This window comes from Skermanella sp. TT6 (genome assembly GCF_016653635.2).
GTDB classification, from domain to species: domain Bacteria; phylum Pseudomonadota; class Alphaproteobacteria; order Azospirillales; family Azospirillaceae; genus Skermanella; species Skermanella cutis.
On record NZ_CP067420.1, the window covers coordinates 4812794 to 4832186 of the forward strand.

At 73.1% G+C, this 19393-nt stretch carries 1 protein-coding gene (only partly in view); it reads right to left on the reverse strand.

Going from position 1 to position 19393, the window contains the following annotated elements:
- A protein-coding gene (locus tag IGS68_RS22525) for an Ig-like domain-containing protein (protein WP_201074109.1) crosses the window boundary here: on the reverse strand, positions 1-19393 show its 3' portion. It continues 8681 nt past the right edge of the window; the window shows 19393 of its 28074 coding nt (coding positions 8682-28074); its start codon lies beyond the right edge, outside the window; the stop codon is at positions 1-3.

Sequence of the window (19393 nt, forward strand, 5' to 3'; positions counted from 1 at the left end):
TCACGCCGCGCGGTCCAGGGAGTCGGCGCCCGCCGCCTTCAGCAGGCTTTCCAGCAGCGCCATCCCCTCGGTCAGGAGATCGCCCTGCCCGGCCGCCTTGAGCTGGGCGGTGAGCGACGGCTTGCCGGCCAGCGGCGCCCGCGCCTCCTGCGGGTCGCGCCGCGGCGCGGCGTCGGAGTTCTTCTGCCCGTCGCCCGGGGCTGCGTCGGGAGCGCGGTCGGCCGCCGGCGCTTCGCGCGACTCGCCCACGTTCAGCTTGAAGTCCACCACGACCTCGGCGCCCGCGTTGTCGCGGGCCTTCACCCGGATCTCCAGCTGGCTTTCCGTGCCGGCCGGCGGAGCTCCGCTGAACGTGCCGGAGGAGGCGTCGAACTTCAGCCATCCCGGCAGCGGCGAGCCGTCCGCCAGGGTGGCCTCGATGGTGATGGTCGCCGTGGGGTCGGAGTGGCCGAACACCCCCGACGGCAGCCTGAAGCTGTTCGCGCCGTCGATCCCGAACTGCCGGTCCGGCACGCCGCTGAGCAGCCGCAGGCCGCCGTCCGCCGCTCCCGACCCGATGCTGACCAGCGGGGACCGGCCGGCCGGCAAGGTGAAGCTGCCGGAGGAGAAGGCTTCGCTCCCGCCCGAGGTCGAGGAGGAGGACGGGATCGTGGACGACCCGGTCGACAGGGTGGAGGTCGACTGGACCAGCGGCAGGATGATCATGGCGGGCGGCCCGCCTGCCTGCACCGTGGTCGAGGTCGCCGCCGGGACCGTTTCGGCCGGCCTGGAGACCGGCGTGACCACCTGGGGCGCCGCCTGCGTGGTCAGCGCGAAGCTGGTGGAGACGGTCGCCCCCGCCAAATCGGTCGCGGTCACCCGCACCCTGACCGATCCGGCGTCGCCGCCGCCCGGCGTGCCGCTGAACGTGCCGGTGGCGGCATCGAACTTCAGCCAGCCCGGCAGGGCCGCGCCGGAAGCGAGGTCGGCCGACAGCGTCAGCCTGTCGGAAACGTCGGCGTCGGCGAACAGCCCGGCCGGCAGCTTGAAGCTGAAGGCTTCGGCTTCCCGGGCGCCCTGGGCGGTGACGGCGCCGGTCAGCACGGGAGCGTCGTTGGTTCCGACGATCGTGATCGTGGCGGTGCCGGTGGCGCTGCCGCCCTGCCCGTCCGAGACGGTGTAATCGAACCGCTCGGTCACGGTCTCGCCGGCCGCCAGCCCATTGTACTTGCCGGCCGTGTCCACCGTGTAGGAACCGTCCGCCGCCACGGTCACCCGCGCGCCGGATGCCAGCGTGACGGCGGTCCCGACCGCGCCGGGGCTCCCCTGGACCGCGGTCACCGTCAGCACGGTCCCGGCGTCCGCATCGGTGTCGTTGGCCAGCAGGCCCCTGGCCGGAACGACGAGCACGGCATCCTCGGCCACCGAGACGGCGTCGGCGACCGCGGCCGGAACGTCGTTCACGCCGGTGACCATGATGGTGGCGGTCGCGGTCGCGGTGCCGCCGGTCCCGTCGCTCACCGTATAGGTGAAGCTGTCGGTGCCGCTCCGCCCGGCCGCCAGGCTCTCGAACGCGCCGTTGGGGTCGTAGCGGTAGGAGCCGTCCGCGTTGACCGTCAGCTTCGCTCCCGAGGCCAGCAGGATGGTGCTTCCGACGGCGGCGGGCGAGCCGTTGACCGCGGAGACGGTCAGGACGGCGCCCCGGTCGGGGTCGCTGTCGTTCGCCAGCAGGCCGGACGGGGCCGCCACGGCCAGGATGCCGTCCTCGGCCACGGTTCCGCTGTCGGCGGCCGCCACGGGATTCGCGTTGGCGCCCGCGATGGTCAGGGTCAGCGTCGCCGTCGCGCTGCCGCCCTTCCCGTCGGAGACGGTGTAGTCGACGCTGTCGGTCGCGGTCTGCCCTGCCGCCAGGGCGGCGAAGGCCCCGTTGGTATCGTAGACGTAGCTGCCGTCGGCGTTCATCGTGATGCGCGCGCCCGACGCCAGGGCGATCGTCCGGCCGACGCTGCTGGTTTGCCCGTTCACCGCGCTGACCGCCAGCGCTGCGCCCGCGTCCACGTCGGAGTCGTTGGACAGCACCCCGGCGGATGCCGCGACGGCCGCCCGGTCGTTCTCGCCCAGGGCGAGCGCGTCGGCCCTCGCCACCGGGGCGTCGTTGGCCCCGACGATGGTCAGGGTCACCGTCGCCGTGGCCGTCGCCCCGCCGGCGTCGCGCACGGTGGCGGTGAAGCCGTCGGTCGCGGTCTCCCCGGCCGCGAGGCTCTCGAACCGGCCGTTGGGGTCGTAGCGGTAGGAGCCGTCCGCGTTCACCGTCAGGATCGCGCCGGAGGCCAGGGTGATCGCCCGGCCGACCGCCGACCCGCTGCCGTTGACGGCGGTCACGGTCGCGGTGTCGCCCTGGTCGGGATCCGTCAGGTTGGACAGCACGCCGTTGGCGGCGCTCACGCTGACCGCCAAGTCCTCGGGCACGGTGCCGGGATCGGGCTGCGGCACCGGCGCGTCGTTGATGCCGGTGATCGTGACGACCACCGTGGCGGTGCTGGTCGCCCCGCTGGGGTCGGACGCCGTGTAGGTGAAGCGGTCGGTCGCCGATTGACCCTGGTTCAGGGCGGCGAACCGGCCGTTCGGGTCGTAGACGTAGGAGCCGTCGGCGTTCAGCGTCAGCTTGGCGCCGGTTGCCAGGCTGATCGTCCGGCCGACGGAGGCGGCGTTCCCGTTGACCTCGACCACCGTCAGCCGGTCGCCGCGGTTGATGTCGGTGTCGTTCGCCAGCACGCCCAGGGCCGATACCGACAGCACGGCCTTCTCGGTCACCGTCGCGCTGTCGGCGACCGCCGCCGGGGGGCTGTTGACGCCGGTGATCGTGATGGTCGCCTGGCCCACGGCGGTTCCGCCGAAGCCGTCCGCGACCGTGTAGCTGAAGCTGTCGGTCGCGGTCTGCCCGGCGCCCAGCGTGTCGAAGGCGCCGTTGGGGTCGTAGAGGTAGGAGCCGTCCGCCGCCACCGTCAGCCTCGCGCCCGAGGCCAGGGTGACCGTGCTTCCGACGCCGGCGGCGTTCCCGTTGACCGCCGTCACCAGCCGGGGGCCGTCGCCGCTGTCCACGTCGGTGTCGTTGGCCAGCAGGCCGGCCGCGCCGGTCGCCGTGAGGACCCGCGACGCGGTCGTCGCCGCGCTGTCCGCGACCGCCGCCGGGGCGTTGTTGACGCCGGTGATGGTGAGCGTGACCGTCGCGGTCGAGGCGGCGCCGGCCGTGTCCCGGACCGTGTAGGTGAAGCTGTCGGTCCGGCTCTGCCCCGGGGCCAGGCTGCTGAACGCGCCGTTGGTGTCGTAGCGGTAGGATCCCCCGGCGTTCACCAGCAGCCTCGCGCCCGAGGCGAGCGTTATCGTCCGGCCGACATTGGCGGTCTGCCCGTCCACCGCCCATACGGTGAGCGTGTCGCCCGTGTCGATGTCGATGTCGTTGACCAGCACGCCGGCGCCGGCGACGTTGAACACGCTGTTCTCGGTCAGGACGGCCGTGTCCGCCGCCGCGACCGGCGCGTCGTTGACGCCCCGGACGGTGATGGTCGCGGTCGCCGAGGCGGTCGCGCCGGCCGCGTCGCGGACCGTGTAGGTGAAGCTGTCGGTCGCGGTCGCCCCCTCGGGCAGCCTGTCGTACCGCCCGTTGGGATCGTAGCCGTAGGAGCCGTCGGCGTTCAGCCGCAGCAGCGCGCCGGACGGCAAGGTGATCTGCCGGCCGACGGCGTCGGTCGCCCCGTTGACGGCGGCGACCCGCAGGGTGTCGCCCGCGTCCACGTCGCGGTCGTTCGCCAGCAGGCCGGGCGCGTCGCCGGTCAGCCGGGCGTTGGCCGCGACGCCCAGGGCGTCGGCCATGGCCACCGGGGCGTCGTTGACGCCCGTTATGGCAAGCGTCACCGTCGCCGTCGCGGTCCCGCCGGCGCTGTCGCGGACCGTGTAGGTGAAGCTGTCGGTGCCGGTCGTCCCGGCCGCCAGCGACGCGAAGGCGCCGTTGGCGTCATAGCTGTAGGAACCGTCGGCGTTCACCGTCAGGCGCGCGCCGGACGGCAGGGTTACGGCCTGGCCGACCCAGGACTCCGTGCCGTTCACCGCGGAAACGCGCAGGCTGTCGCCGGTATCGATGTCCCGGTCGTTGGCCAGCAGGCCGGCGGAGGCCCCGACGGACAGCGTCCCGCCCGGCCCGACCGTGCCGGTGTCGGCCGATCCGACCGGCAGGTCGTTGACTGGCGTGATCGCGATTGTGGCGGTGGAGGCGGCCGAGTTCGGCGTGCCCCGGACCGTATCGACCATGACGTAGCGGAGCGTCGCGGCGGTGTCTCGGTCGGATGCGGGCGTGAAGCGCAGGTCGGCGACGCCGGCGGTCAGCGGGATCACCGTGCCCGACGCGCCCAGGACGATGGTCGTGCCGTCGGCCAGGGTCAGGGTGCCGCCCGTGGCCGACAGGATGCGGATCGCGTCGGGCGCGTGGCCGTCGCCGTTGGGCACGACCGACGGCGCCAGCCTGATGTTGGCGGCGCCCGGGACGGCGCTGTCCTCGGGCAGGAACAGGGTCGTGTCGTCGGGGGCCCGCGCCGTGATGTCGCCGCCCGCCACCGGCGGGTTCAGGGAGGACACGGTCAGCGCGATGGTGGTCGAGGTGTCGGCGGTGCGGTCGTCGCCGTCGGAGACCGAGACCTGGAGCGACGGCGCGCTCGCCCCCGCCGTCATGGTGAACCTGATGGTCTCCAGCGTCGCCGTGACGTCGGCCGGGCTGCCGGTGACGGTGATCCGGCCGTCGGTCCCGACGGTGACGGTGGCGGAACCGGACGCCGTCGCCTCGACCGTGCCGCCGGTCGGGACCAGCGTCGCGGTGACCTCGGCGCTGTCCGCGTCCGATATCGAGAAGCCGTGCAGTTCCGTCGGGACGCCGGCGATCGCCGTGCCGCCGGTCGGCAGCGTCACCTGGGACGGCGACACGACGGTGACGGCCAGCGTCGCGGTGACGGCGGGGGAGACCGGGTCGGAGTCGATGGCGGTCAGCGTCACGCTGCCGGCGGCGACCCCGGCGGCGGGCGTGAAGGCCAGGCCGGCCAGCGTCGCGTTGACGTCCTCCTTGGTGCCCGACACGGTCAGGCGCCCGTCGGCGCCCGCCGTCACGGTGGCGCCCCCGACGGCGGCCAGGGCGACGGTGCCGCCGCTGGGCGCGACGGTGACGGTCAGGCTCGCGTCGTCGAAATCGGCGACGGAGATGCCGGGGATCGTCCCGGTCCCGCCGGCGGTGACATAGGTGTCCGCCGCGGCCGGAAGGGTGATGACCGGCGGATTGACCAGGGCGATGGACAGGGTCCTGTCGATGGCGCCCAGCGACGGGTCGGTGAATTCGACCTGGATCCGGAGCGAGGCTTCGGCCGTCCCCTGGATGCCGTTGAAGGTCATCCCCGCCAGCGTGGCGTTGATGTCGCTGGAGTTGCCGATCAGGGTGAAGAGCCCGCCGCCCAGGTCCGCGACCGCGGCGCCGCCCTGCGCGGCCAGCGCCGGCATGCCGTTGGTGGCCGTCAGGCGCACCGTGATCAGGTCGGCGCCGGCCTCGCTCAGCGAGATGCCGGCCAGGGGCGCCGGGGTGCCGGCGGCCAGCACGACGCCGGAGCCCGGGAGGTTCAGGTCGACCGTGCTGGTGATCGCGATCGACAGGGTCTCCTGCGCGTCGGGAGTGCGGCCGTCGCCGTCGCTGACCGTAAGCGCGATGCCGGCGGATGTCCCGCCGCGGCCCGCGGTGAAGGTCAGGCCCGCCAGGGTGGCGTTCACGGTGGCGACCGTGCCGGTGATGGCGAGGGTGCCGTCGGACGCGGTGGAGACGGTCGCGCCGGCCGCCGCGGCGGCCGCCAGGGTGCCGCCGGACGGGGCCAGGGTGACCGTGACCTCGCCGGGGTCGGCGTCGGCGACCGTGATGCCGGTCAGCGCCACCGTGGTCCCGGCCACGACCGACGGCTGGCGCGGCAGGTCCAGGGTCGGCGCGTTCAGGATCGTGAAACCGACCGTCACCGCGGGATCGGGCGTCAGCGCGTCGCGGTCGGTGGTCAGCACCTGGACGCTGCCGGCGGTCGAGCCGAACTTGCCGGTGAAGGTCAGGGAGGCGAGCGAGGCGTTGAGGTCGGCGATGGTGCCGGTCAGGCGCAGCGTGGTGTCGTTGGGCCGGGTCAGCACGGCCGAGCCGACCGCGTCGATGCCGATCTGCCCGTTGGTCGGGACCAGGGTGACCTGGAGCTCGGCGGTGTCGAAATCGCCGACCGTGAGGCCGGGGACCGCCTGGGGCACCCCCGCCACCACGGTCTGGGCGGCGGGGACGGTGCTTTCCGGGCTGGAAAGGACGTCGATGCTGAGCAGGTCGCTGTCGTCGGCCGTGGCGTCGTCGCCGTCGGCCGTGGTGATCAGCAGGCTGGCGCCGAGCACCCTCGGCACGGCCGTGAACTCCAGCGAGGCCAGCACCTTGTTGACGTCGGCGACCGTGCCGGCGACCTGGACCCGGTCGCCGGACAGGCCCGTGACGGTGGCCGAGCCGAACTGGGTGACCGTGACGGTGCCCTGGCTGGGCGTCAAGGTGACGGTCACGCTGCCGCTGTCGGTGTCGGCGACGCTGATGCCGAAGATCTCGCTCGACACCCCGGCGACCACCGTCGGGCGCGCCGGCAGCGTGTTCTCCGGCGCCGACAGGATCGAGACCGCGATCCGGCCCGAATCGTCGGCGGTGGCGGGGTCGCCGTCCGACACGGTCACGTCGATCGCGCCGGCGGCGCTGCCGGAGCTTCCGGCGAAGCGCAGGGTGGCGAGGGTCGCGTTGACGTCGGCGACGCTGCCGGTGACCGACAGGACGCTGCCCGAGGCGGAGACCGAGGCCGGTCCCGTCACCACGACCGAGCCGTTGACCGGCGTCAGAGTGACGGTGACCGTGGCGCTGTTGCCGTCGGCGACGCCGAGGCCGGCGATGGCGGTGGCGGTGCCGGCCGGGACGCTGGCGGTGCCCGGCAGGGTGATCCGCGGGGCGGCCGGATCGTCGTTCAGGATCACGCCGAACGCCGTGTCGACGGCCAGCGCCGCCGAGGCGGTCGGATTGGACAGCCGGACGCCGAAGACCTCGTCCGCCTCGATCGTCTGGTCGCCGGCGACCGCCACGGTGATGGTCTTCACGGTCTCGCCGTCGGCGAAGCTCACCGTGCCGCCGGGCAGGGCGCCGCCGAAATCGTCGGCGTCCAGGGTGTCGCTTCCGGTGACCTGCCAATCGACGCTCAGCGCGCCGGACAGGTTGCCCGACCTGGTCACGGTGAAGCTGTAGAGGGTCGTGCCGGAGTCGCCCTCGGATTTCGCGGCGTCGGCTGCGGCGATGGCGAGGCGCGACGGCACCACGATGCCCACGGCGGCCTGGTCCACCCGGGCACCCAGGTTGTCGCCGGTGAAGCTGTCCACCGCGCCGGTCAGCCCGTCGCCCGCGGTGCCCTCCTGCAGGGCGGTCGCGGCGCTGCCCTGCGCCACCACCTGGGCCTGCGTGATGCGGGTCAGGTTCTCCACCGCGTCGCCCTGGCCTCCGCCCGTCGCGGTGTCCACGGCGCCGTTGCTGGCGCCGATCACCTGGGCGGCGTCGGCCGCGACCGTGGCGACGCGGCCGGCGTCGATGCCGGGCAGCCGGGCGGCGGCGTCGCGCAGCACGGCCTCGATGACCGGCGGCGCGGACAGGTCGATCCTGGTGCCCGGCGGCAGGGCCGACACGGTCCCGGCCAGCGCCGCCAGGACCGCGCGCCCGGCGTCGCCCATGTTGATCGCCGTGGTGGCGGCCCCGGCGAGCACCGAGCTGCCCTGGACCAGCAGGTTGGCGATCTTGGCCGCCTCGGCCTGGATCCCCACCGCGGCCGCGACCTCGGCGGCGGAGCGGCCCGCCGCGGTCGCCTCGACGATCGGGTCGTAGGTCAGCAGGTCGATGCCGGCATCGATCCCCAGCGCCGACCGGACGACCGTCTGGGCCGCCGCGATCTGCGGGTCGGTCGCGCTGAGGCCGGCGACGCCGACCAGAAGCGTGGTCAGCGGGTTGATCACCTTGGCGCGCGGCGGCGCCTCGAAGATGCCCTTGAAGTCCAGCCCGGTGGAGATATCGCGCCCGCCGACCAGGATATAGGGGCCGCTGCCGCCCAGGATCTCGAAATTGCCCGAGCCGTCGGTGATCGAGAAGGACTCGCCCTCGTCCAGCACGCTGTTGCGGTTGGCGTCGGCGAACACGGTGCCGCCGGTGATGTAGCCGTCCACCACGACGCCCTTGAAGGTGTTGACGATGACGTCGCCGGTCCGGAGCGCGCCCAGGTTGCGTGCCGCGTTGTTGCCTGCGGCGTCCTGGATCCTGCCGCCGTTCAGGTTGATGTTCTGGCCGACCGAGATGCCGTCCTTGTCGGCGTCCGCCGGGGTGACGGTATAGGCGAAGGTCAGCGTGTCGGCGGGCTGGCCGGGCACCGCGACCAGATCGGCGAAGCGGGTGGTCCTGCCGATGGTCAGCGCCAGGCGCGGCGTGCCCAGGTTGGTCCGGTCGATCGCCTCGCTGAACTTGACGGTGAAGGTCAGGGTGTCGCCGTCCACGTAGTTGCCGGCCGCGGGGACCGTCACCGACACGATGGCGGGCGGCGTCACGTCGCGGTCGTCGTCCAGGATCGTTCCCCGGGCGGTCTCGCGCTGGAAGACGATCTTGCCGCCGGCGAGGCTGGTGGCGACGCCGGTGACCGAGAAGGTGAAGGTCTCGTCCGGCTCCACCACGGTATCGGCGGCGACCGTCAGGGTCACGTCCACGAAGCTGGCGCCGGATGCCAGGGTCGCCTTGCCGAACGGCAGCCCGCCAACGAAATCGGCGCCATCGGCCTGGCCGTTGTTCCGGGTCGGGTTGTCGACCTGCCAGTCGACCACCGTCTCGGCGCTGGTGTCGCCGGTCCGGGTTATGCGGAAGGTCAGCACGGTGTTGCCGGCGGTGCCCTCGGCGGCGACGGCGGCGACCGGCACCACGTCGAGCCGCTGGACCGCGGTGACCCTGATGCCGACCACCTGCTCGGCCGGTGCGCCCCCGTCGGACACGCTGTAGATCAGGCTGCCGGCGTCGCCGCTGAATCCGGCCGGCGGCGTGTAGGTCAGGTTGGCGAGCTGGGTGGCCGTCAGCGTCGTACCGACCGTCACGGCCGCTCCCTCGGCGGTCCTGACGGTTCCGACGGACGGCAGCGCCGCGATTGCGATGGTCAGCGGGTCGCCTTCCGGATCCACCGGCCGCGTGATGCTCAGGCCGATGGCGGAACTGTCCTGGTCGATCGTCACGATCTTGTCCGGCTGGAGGACGGGGCCGTTGTTGCGGCCCTCCACCGTGATGAACAGGGTCGCGGTCGAGGTCAGCCCTCCCGCGTCGACGATGGTGTAGCGCACCTGCTCGACCACGCTCTGCCCGGCGTTGAGGCCGGCATAGGCGCCGTTGGGGTCGAACACGACGCTGCCGTTCTGGCGGATTGTGACCTGGCCGCCGCCGGGCAGCGTGATCGCCCGGCCGACGCTGGAGGCCAGGCCGTTGACCATGCTGACGACGCGGGTGTCGCCGATGTCCGGGTCGGTGTCGTTGGACAGCACGCCCTGGGCGGGGGAGAGGGTGAAGGCGCTGTTCTCGCCGGTGGAGACCCGGTCGTCCGCCGCGACCGGCGCGTCGTTCACGTTCTCCACGGTCAGGATGAAGATGTCGGAGGCGCCGGCGCCGGCCAGGTCGGTCACGGTCAGCCGGATCGTCAGCGTGCCGACGTCGCCGTTGGCCGGGGTGCCGCTGAAGGTCCGCGTGTTCGTGTGGAACGTCAGCCAGGCCGGCAGCGGGTTGCCGTTGGACAGGGTCGCGGTGGCGGTCAGCTGGTCGCCGCCGTCCACGTCGCTGAAGGCGGTCGCCGGGATGGTCAGGGAGAACGGCACGCCCTGCGTGGCGGCCGCCCGGCTGAGCGTGCGGCTGGCGGTCGGCGCGTCGTTGACGGAGAGGGTCCGCACGCTGGTCAGGCTGTCCCCAGCCGTGACCGTCCCGTCGGACACCTGGAGGGTGAACATGGTGGTTTCGACCGTGCCGGGGGTGACGCGGTTCTCGGTCGGGGTGAAGACGATGGCGCGGAGCGCCGCCTGGACCTGGGCCGCGGTGCCGGTGACCCTCCACACGCCCGTGGCGGCGTCGTAGGTGCCGTTGAGCGAGCCCTTGGCCGGATCGATGGCGACGGTGGCGGTCAGCGTCTGGTCCGGGCGATCGGCATCTGTTACCCGGACGTCGGGGAACGGCCGGGCGGTCCTGCGGTCCGTGGTGTCGATGGCGCCGGAGATCCCGGAGATCACCGGGCCGTCGTTGGCCGAAGTGATCCGGACCGTCGTCGAGTCGTCGCTGGCGCTGGCCCCGGAGGCGTCGAGCGCGGCCACGGTGAAGCGCACGGTCTCGACGGTGCCGGGCGCGACCAGGTTCTCGGCGGGCGTGTAGACGAGCTGGCGGATGGCGGCCTGGGCCGCCGATGCGGTGCCGGCGAAGGTGAAGCTGCCGGTCCCGGCCTGGGTGAAGCCGGAAGCGGTCAGCGACGCCGTGCTGAAGGTGCCTCGGCTGGGCGTGTCGACGGTGACCGTCAGCGTCAGGGACTGGCTGGCGTCGGCGTCGGTGACGGTGAAGCCCTGGAACGGCTGCAGGGTGCCCTTGTCGGAGACCGGCTGGCCGGACGCCGCGCCGCCGAGCTGCGGCGCGTCGTTCACGGCGGCCGTGGTCACCCGGGTGGAAGCGTTGGAAGCCGAGCCGCCGTTGCCGTCGCTGATCGAGACCGTGAAGGTCGTGGTCTCGGTCGAGCCGGGATTGACGCGGTTGTCGGTCGGCGTGAAGACCAGGCCCCGGATGGCCGCCTGGGCCGCCGACGCCGTGCCGGTGTAGGTATAGACGCCGCCGCCCTGGCTGGTGAACCCGTTGAGCGTGGTGAACCCGCCTTTGGCGGCGGCGTCCAGGGTTACGGTGACGGTCTGGGTCTGGTCCGGGCTGTCCACGTCGGCGAACAGCATGGTGGCGAACGGCAGGGCCGTCTGCTTGTCGGTGATCGAGTGGGTGCCGGCACCGCCGATGGTCGGCGCGTCGTTCACCCCGGTCACGGTGATCGAGGCCGTGTCGGTCGCGGCGCTGAAGGCCGAGGTTCCGCCGGTGGCCGAGGTGTCGGCGGTCGAGCCGGCCGTGCCGCTCGTGCGGTCCCAGGCGCGGTAGGTGAAGCTCGCCGAGGTGCCGTTCCGCCCGTCGGGCACGAAGCGGACATGGTCGGTCGAGCGCAGCAGCAGCGCCGCCGCCGGGCTGGGCGAGCCGAAGGCTGTCCAGGTCGAGCCGTCCAGCGAGTACTGCCATGTGCCGTTTCCGGAGGTGATGCCGGTGACGGCGATGCCCTGCACGGCGCCGGTGTCCACGTCGGTGACGCTGCTGCCCAGGATCGAGGAGACCTGCTGGCCGCCGTTGGTGGTGGCATCCTCGGTGATCTGGGTCAGCGCCGGGGACGCGGGCGTGAGGACCGGCGCGTCGTTGACCGCGGCGACGGTGAGGGTCGCGGTGTCGGTCGCGGCGCTGAAGGCCGAGGTGCCGCCGGTGGCCGAGGTGTCGGCGGTCGAGCCGGCCGTGCCGCTCGTGCGGTCCCAGGCGCGGTAGGTGAAGCTCGCCGAGGTGCCGTTCCGCCCGTCGGGCACGAAGCGGACATGGTCGGTCGAGCGCAGCAGCAGCGCCGCCGCCGGGCTGGGCGAGCCGAAGGCTGTCCAGGTCGAGCCGTCCAGCGAGTACTGCCACGTGCCGTTTCCGGAGGTGATGCTGGTGACGGCGATGCCCTGCACGGCGCCGGTGTCCACGTCGGTGACGCTGCTGCCCAGGATGGAGGAGACCGGCTGGCCGCCGTTGGCGGTGGCATCCTCGGTGATCTGGGTCAGCGCCGGGGACGCGGGCGTGAGGACCGGCGCGTCGTTGACCGCGGCGACGGTCAGCGTGACGGTGGCCGGCGTTGGGCTGAGGCCGTTGCCGGCGCTGTCGCGCGCACCCTGGACCTGGAAGCCGAAGGTGCCGCCGTCGGCTGTGTTGGCGTTGCTGCCCGGCCTGAAATAGACCGATGCCGCCTCGGCCGCGGTGATGACGTCGCCGCCGGCGATCGCGACGGACGCGCCGCTGTCCTTGTAGAGCGTGCCGCCGGTGATGGCGGAGATCCTGAAATGCGTGATCTCCGACCCGTCGGTACCGCTGCGGGTGATCGCGATGGCGCTGGACAGGGTGTCTTCGGTGGTGCTGGTGGCCCCCGAGACCGTCGGGGTCTCGGCGACCGCGTTGACCGTCACGGTGAAACTGTCGGTGGCGGTATTGCCGGCCTCGTCCGTCACGGTCAGGGTGATGACCGCGCTGCCGAACTGGTTGGCCGTGGGGGTCACGGTGACCGTGCGGCCGGAACCGCTGCCGCCGAGCACGACCGCGCTGTCGGCCACCAGGGTGGTGTTGCCGGAGCCGCGGGTGAGCTGCACGGTGCCGGCCGCGGTCACGCCGTCGCCGACCGTGACGCTCAGGGCGCCGGTGCCGGCATCCTCCTCGATGGTCTGGTTCGCCACGTCGGAGATGGTCGGCGCGGTCCGGTCGATGGTCACCGTCACGGCGTTCGACGTGGTCTGGTTGCCGGCCGCATCGGTCGCCCGGACGGTGTAGCTGAGGCCGGTGCCCTCGGCGGCGCCCGTGTGGGTCAGCGTGTTGGTGCCGGCGGTGGAGGTCGCCGTGGCGACCACGGTGGTTCCGCGCAGCAGTTCCAGCGTCAGCCCGGCCTCGCCGACGGTCAGCGAGAAGGCGGGGTTCGCGGCGTTGGTGATGCCGTCGGTGGACGAGCTGCCGCTGTCGGTCGCGGCGGTCAGGGCCGCGGCGCCCAGGGTCGGCGCGGTCGTATCGATCACGATGGCCTTGTTGGCACCGAGCGAGCCGGTGGCGCCCGGCGTCGCGAGCGTCAGCGTCGCCGCGTTGCCGGCGCCGTCCACGATGGACCCGCCGTTCAGCGCCAGCGCGGTGGCCGAGGCGAAGTCCAGGTCGGCCGAGGTGTCGCCGGCCTGCACCGTGTAGGTGAAGGTCAGCGTGCTCGTGCCGGAGCCGGAGGCGTAGCTGGCCGCCCGGTCGGTCGTGCCGGTCTCCAGCGTGAGCAGGGGGGTGCCGGTGACGGTCACCGCCTGGCTGAAGGCGACCTGGATGCTGATCGTGCCGCCGGCCTTGTAGGAACCGTCGGCGGTGGAGGAGGTGGCGCCGGTCACCGTCGCGGTGACCGTGTCCACGGCGGCGCCGGTGGTGTCGGCGGCGGTGGTCGAGGTTCCGTTGGGGCCGGACGCGGTGACGCTGACGTTGCGGCCGGTCGTCTCGATGGTGCCCGCGACGATGGTGTAGCTGGCGGTCCAGGTGCCGGAGCTGTTCGAAGCGCTCACGGCCGAGCCGCCGCCGAACTGGCTGAAATCGACCGTGACCCCGGTCAGGGCGCCGTTGTTGTCGCCGCCCGCGGTGCTGTTCCAGGTCGCGGTCACCGTGTCGCCGATCCGGAACGCGCCGCCGGTCCCGGTGGCGCCCGAGATCGAGATGTTGGCGTCGGTGACGGCCGGGACCACGGTCAGGACGACGTCGTTGCCGGTGCCGCCGGCGTAGGAGATCCGGTAGCTCCGGGTGCCGATGGTCAGCAGGCTTCCCTCGGCGAGGCCGCCGAAGGTGCCGGTGACGGGGTCGTCGCCGTCATTGTCGATCAGCGTGAAGCTGTCGCCCTGCGCGGGCGTGAAGCCGGCGCTGGCCGACAGGGTGGCGCCGGTGATGGTGACCGCGCCGGTGACCGCGATCCGGTCGTAGCCCGTCCCCGCGGTCGTGCCGTTCAGCTCCGCCGACAGCGTGGCGCCGGAGGCGACGGTCAGGCCGTTGCCCAGCGTCAGCGTGCCGGGACCGGTGCCCGGCGCGGCCGTGCCGCCCGACGCGACGGAGACCGCGCCGGCCACCGAGCCGGAGCCGCCGAGCGTGGCGCCGGAAGCGACCGAGACGGCGCCGGAACCGGTCAGGCCGCCGGTCACCAGGAGGGAGCCCGCGGCGACGGTGGTGGCGCCGCCGTAGCTGCTGGTGCCGGACAGGGTCACCGCGCCGGTGCCCGACTTGGTCAGGGTGCCGGTACCGGACATCGCGCCCGCATAGGTGCCGTCGGTGGACTGGCCGAACGCCACGGCCGCGTTGTTGGCGATGGCGCCCTGGAGGCTGACGGTGGTGCCGGCCAGGGTGCCGGCCGACACCGTCGTGCCGCCCGTGTAGGTGTTGGCGCCGGACAGGGTGACGGTGCCTGTGCCCGACTTGGTCAGCGAACCCGTGCCGGTCATGGCGCCGGAATAGGTGCCGTCGGTGGACTGGCTGAGCACCACCGCCGCGTTGTTGGCGATGGCGCCCTGGAGGCTGACGGTGGTGCCGGTCAGCGTGCCGGCCGACACCGTGGTGCCGCCGCCGTAGCTGTTCGCGCCCGACAGGGTCAGGTTGGCCGTTCCCTGCTTGACCAGGCTGCCGGTGCCGGAAACGACGCCGGAGAAGGTGCCGTCGGCCGACTGGTTGACCGTCAGCGCGTTGGCGCCGAGGGTGATCGCGCCCGCGCCGGACAGCGTGCCGATGGTCTCCGACGCGGAAAGGCCCAGCGTCGCGCCGGAGGCGACCGCCACGGTCCCGCCGTCGTTCAGCGCGCTGCCGCCCGACGCCGTCAGCGTGCCGGCCGACACCGTCGTGCCGCCCGTGTAGGTGTTGGCGCCCGACAGCGTCACCGTGCCGGCGCCGGTCTTGGTGAGGGCGCCGGTGCTGCCGCCCGCGTCGGCGAGGACGGCGCCGATGGCGAGCGTATCGCCCGAGCCGTTGGTCACGGTCAGCCCGCCGCCCAGGTTGAGCTTGCCGGTGCCGGCGAGGGTCAGGGTCCCGGCGGGATCGGCGTCGAGGGTCAGGCCGGCCGCCACGGCGACGTCGGAGCCGAGGATGATGGTCTGGCCGCTGAGCCCGGCGGCGAACCGGATGGTGGCGCCGGTGGGGTTGTTGGCCGCGAAATGCAGCGCCTCCCGCAGGGAGAGCCCGCCGCCGTCCGCGGTCGCGGCGGCCATGGTGGCGTCGGCCGTTCCGTCGGTGTCGCCCGCGTCCACGCCGTCGTCCGAGTTCACGGTGACCGTCAGCTCGTTCGTCACGGTGATCGAGAGCGACTTGTCGTAGGTCCCGCCGGTGGCGCCGTCGTCGGCGCGCACGACCACCGCGTAGGTGCCGGTGGCCAGGGTGGTCGGGCTGGTCGCCCGCAGGCTGGTGCCGCTGACGTTGAAGCTGGCGGCGGTGGTGTCGCCGTTGACGCTGACGATGGAGAAGCTGTGCGACGCATGGTCCACGTCGGTCGCCGACAGCGTGCCGATCACCGCGTTGGCCGTGTCGAACACGGTCACCGTGCCGGCGGTCAGCGCGATGTCCGTGGGCGCGTCGTTGACCGAGGCGATGGATGTTCCGAGCGAGACTCCCGCCGCCGACACCTTGGAGGTGCCGTCGTCGGACGTGGTGTCGAAGCTCGCCCGGGCGGTGCCGCTGGTGAAGGTGGTGGCGGAGGAGTCGTCCACCGCGAACACGGTCAGCGCGCCCGGCGTGCCGTTGTAGTTGGCGGCCGGAACGAAGCGCAGCCTGGCGCCGGTGTCGAGCAGCAGCGCCGCCGAGGTCGAGACCGTGCCGACCGAATGCCAGTTGGTGCCGTCGGTCGAGTATTGCCAGGTGCCCTGGGTCCCCGTGCTGGCATCCCCGGAGATCGCGATCCCGGCCAGCGCGTTGGCGGACGAGCCGCCGGTCACCGTGTCGGTGGCATCGGAGAACAGCGTGGAGAACAGGCTGGTCACCGTGGCGCCCGCGGGCGCCGTGGTGTCCTCGTCGACCGCCGCCAGGGTGGCGCCGCCGGTGAAGCTGGGCGCGTCGTTGACCGCGCCGACGGCGATCGACGCCGTGTCGGTCGCGGTCGAGAACGCCGTGATGCCGCCGTTCTTGCCGGTCCCGGTGTCCGCCGTGCTGCCGGCGGTGCCGCTCGACTTGTCCCAGGCGCGGAAGGTGATGGTCGCGGAGCCGTTGTAGTTGGCCGCCGGGACGAAGCGGATCTTGTGCGTATCGTTGCCGGTCAGCGTTCCGTCGAGCAGGCGCGCGGCGGACGCGGAGACGGAGGAGCCGAAGTCGGTCCAGCTCGTTCCGTTGTTGGTCGAGTACTGCCAGGTGCCGTTGGCGTTGTCGACCGCGGTGACCGCGATCGCCTTGACCGCCGTGCCGTCGGCATCGGTGATCGAGCTGTCGACCACCATGGAGGCGATGCTGGTGCCGGTGTTGGAGGCGTCCGCCACGTCCTCGGCGATGCCGGTCAGCGTCGGCGAATAGGTGTCGATCAGCACCGGCGCGTTGTTGACCACCGTCACCGTCAGGTCGTTGCCGTCGGCGCCGGTGTAGCTGATCTGGAAGGTGTAGCCGCCGGACGCGAAGGTATCGCCCTGCGCCAGGGTGAAGCCGTCCGACGTCTTCAGGGTGCCGGTGATGGCGTCGGTGCCGTCATTGCTGATCAGGACGAAGCTGTCGCCGATCGCGGGCGTATAGCCCAGGGTCAGCGTCAGCCTCGCGCCGGTGATGTTGACCGTGCCGGTCACCGCGATCCGGTCGTAGCCGGTGCCGGCCGTGGTGCCGTTCAGCTCCGCCGCCAGGAAGCCGCCCGAGGAGATGGCGAGGCCGTTGCCCAGCGTCAGCGTGCCGGGGCTGTTGCCGGCCGCGACGGTGCCGCCGCTCGTGATCGAGACGGCGCCCGCGACGCTGCCCGAACCGCCCAGCGTGGCGCCGGAGGAAACCGTCACCGCCCCGGTGCCGGTCAGCGACCCGTTGACCGCCAGCGTGCCGGCCGACACCGTGGTGGTGCCGGAATAGCTGCTGGTGCCGGTCAGGGTCAGCGTGCCGGCGCCCGATTTGGTCAGGTTGCCCGTGCCGGAGATCGCGCCCGACAGGGTCAGCGGGTTGGCGTTGCTCACCGTGCCGTTGGAGGCGCCGAGCGTGATCGCGTTGGCGAGGGAAAGCCCCGACCCCGTGACGCTCAGGGTGCCGCCGTTCAGGGTCACCGTGCCGGCCAGCGCCGAGGCCGAGCCCACGGCCACCGTGCCGGCGGTGACGGACATGCCGCCGGTGGCGCCGGTCACGGTCAGGGTGCCGGTGCCGACCTTGGTCAGGGCGAAGCCGTTGGCAGCCACCGCGCCGGACAGCGTGACGTCGGCCTCGGTCCGGACCGAGGCGTCGCCGGTCAGCGTGACGGCGTTGTCGATCGTGGCGGCGGCGGTCACCTTCAGCGCGGTGCCGGCCGCCAGGGTCACCGTTCCCTGCCCCAGGTTGGCGTCGGCGCCCACCGACAGCGTGCCGCCGCCGATCGTGGCCGCCCAGGCGGCGGCGCTGTTGGTGCTCCCGGTCAGCGCGACCGTGCCCGCCCCCGCCTTGGTCAGCGTCGTGGTGCCGGTGATCGCGCCCGACAGCGTCAGCGCGTCGGTGCCGCCGGTCAGGGCGTAGCTGATCGTGCCGCCGCCGGTGCCGAGCGCGATGGCCTTGGTGATCTCCTGCGCGCCGGTGCCGGTGAATTCCAGCGTGCCGCCGGCCAGCGTCAGGGGGGCCGTGCCGAGGTTCGCGTCCGCGGACACGCTGAGGGTGCCCGCCGTGACCGAGGTGCCGCCGGCATAGGTGTTGGCGCCGGACAGGACGACCTTGCCGGTCCCCTGGCTCGCGACGGTCACGCCGCCGTTGCCGATGACGCCGCCGAAGGTCAGGTCGGCGCTGATCGAGTTGTTGACGGTGCGGGTCGCCCCGCCCAGGTCGACGGCACCCGTGAAGGTCAGCGCGCCCGAGCCGGACAGGGTGAAGGTGCCGCCGATCGACACGGCGTTGGCCAGGGTATAGCTGTTGGTGCCGCTGGCGCGGATCTTGCCGCCCAGCACGGTCAGCGTGCCGGTGCCGAGCGCGGTGGCGGAGCCGACCTGGATGATCCCGCTGTTGAGCGTCACGCCGCCGCTGTTGGTGTTGCTGGCCGACAGCCCGAGCACGTTGCCGGCGTTGGTGCTGCTGACCGCGAGCGCGCCGCCGCCGCTGATCACCCCGGCCAGCGTGAAGGAGGCGGTGGACAGGTCGATGGTGCCGCCGCCGGAACCGATCGCCACGGCGTTGTCGATGGAGATGTCGGCGACCGTGGCGGCCAGCGTGCCTCCGTTCAGCGTCGCCTCGCCGCCCACCAGCGCGTCGTCGTGGGAAACGGCCAGAGTGCCGGCGGAAACGGTCACGCCGCCGGTCAGCCCGGCCTCGTTGGCGGTGTTGGTCAGGGTCAGCTTGCCCGAGCCGGTCTTGGCCAGCGCCTGCGCGCCGCCCGACAGCGCGCCGCTGACGGTGACGTCGGCGTCGGTCCGGACGGTGGCGGCGCCGGTCAGCTCGATGGCGTTGTCGACGGTGGTGGCGGCGGTCACCTGGAAAACGGCGCCGGCCGCGAGCGTCAGCTTGCCGGCGCCCAGGCGGCCGTCGGAGTCGATCGACAGCGTGCCGGCCGACACCGTGGTGGTGCCGTCGTAGCTGGCGTTGGCGGTGGTCAGCGCCACGGTGCCGGCCCCGGCCTTGGTCAGGTTGAAGGTCGAGGACCCGTCGGTGATCCCGCCCGTCAGGGCCAGCGTGGCACCCGAGGCGGCGCCCAGGGTGGCGTTCGCCGCCAGGGTCACCGTGCCGGAAACGGTGCCGGTCCCGGACGCCGCGTAGAGCGCGCCTACCCCGGACGCGCCGGTGCCGCTGATCGTCACCGCCTCGGCGACCGTGATGCCGGAGCCGATCTGAAGGGTGGCTCCGCTGGCGACCGTCGTGCCGGCCGCCGTGGTGCCGAGCGCGCCGGCGTGCCCGGCCGCCAGGATGCCGGCGGCCACCGTCGTGGCGCCGGCATAGGTGTTGTTCCCCGTCAGGGTCAGCGTGCCCGCGCCGTCCTTGGTCAGCGCTCCCGATCCGGAGATCACGCCGGACAGGGTGGCCGCGACGGCGTTGCCCACCGTGCCGCCGCCGGATCCCAGTTCCAGCAGGTTGTCGATATCGGCGCCGGCCCCGGTCACGGTCAGCGTGCCGCCGTTCAGCGTCACCTTCCCGCCGCCCAGGTTGGCATCCCCGGCGACGGACAGCGCGCCGGCCGAGACGGTCGTGGTGAAGGCCGCTCCGGAACTGGCGCCGGTCAGGGTCAGCGTGCCCGCGCCCGTCTTGGTCAGCGCTCCCGAGCCGGAGATCGTGCCGGACAGGGTGGCCGCGACGGCGTTGCTCACCGTGCCGCCGCCGGACCCCAGTTCCAGCAGGTTGTCGATATCG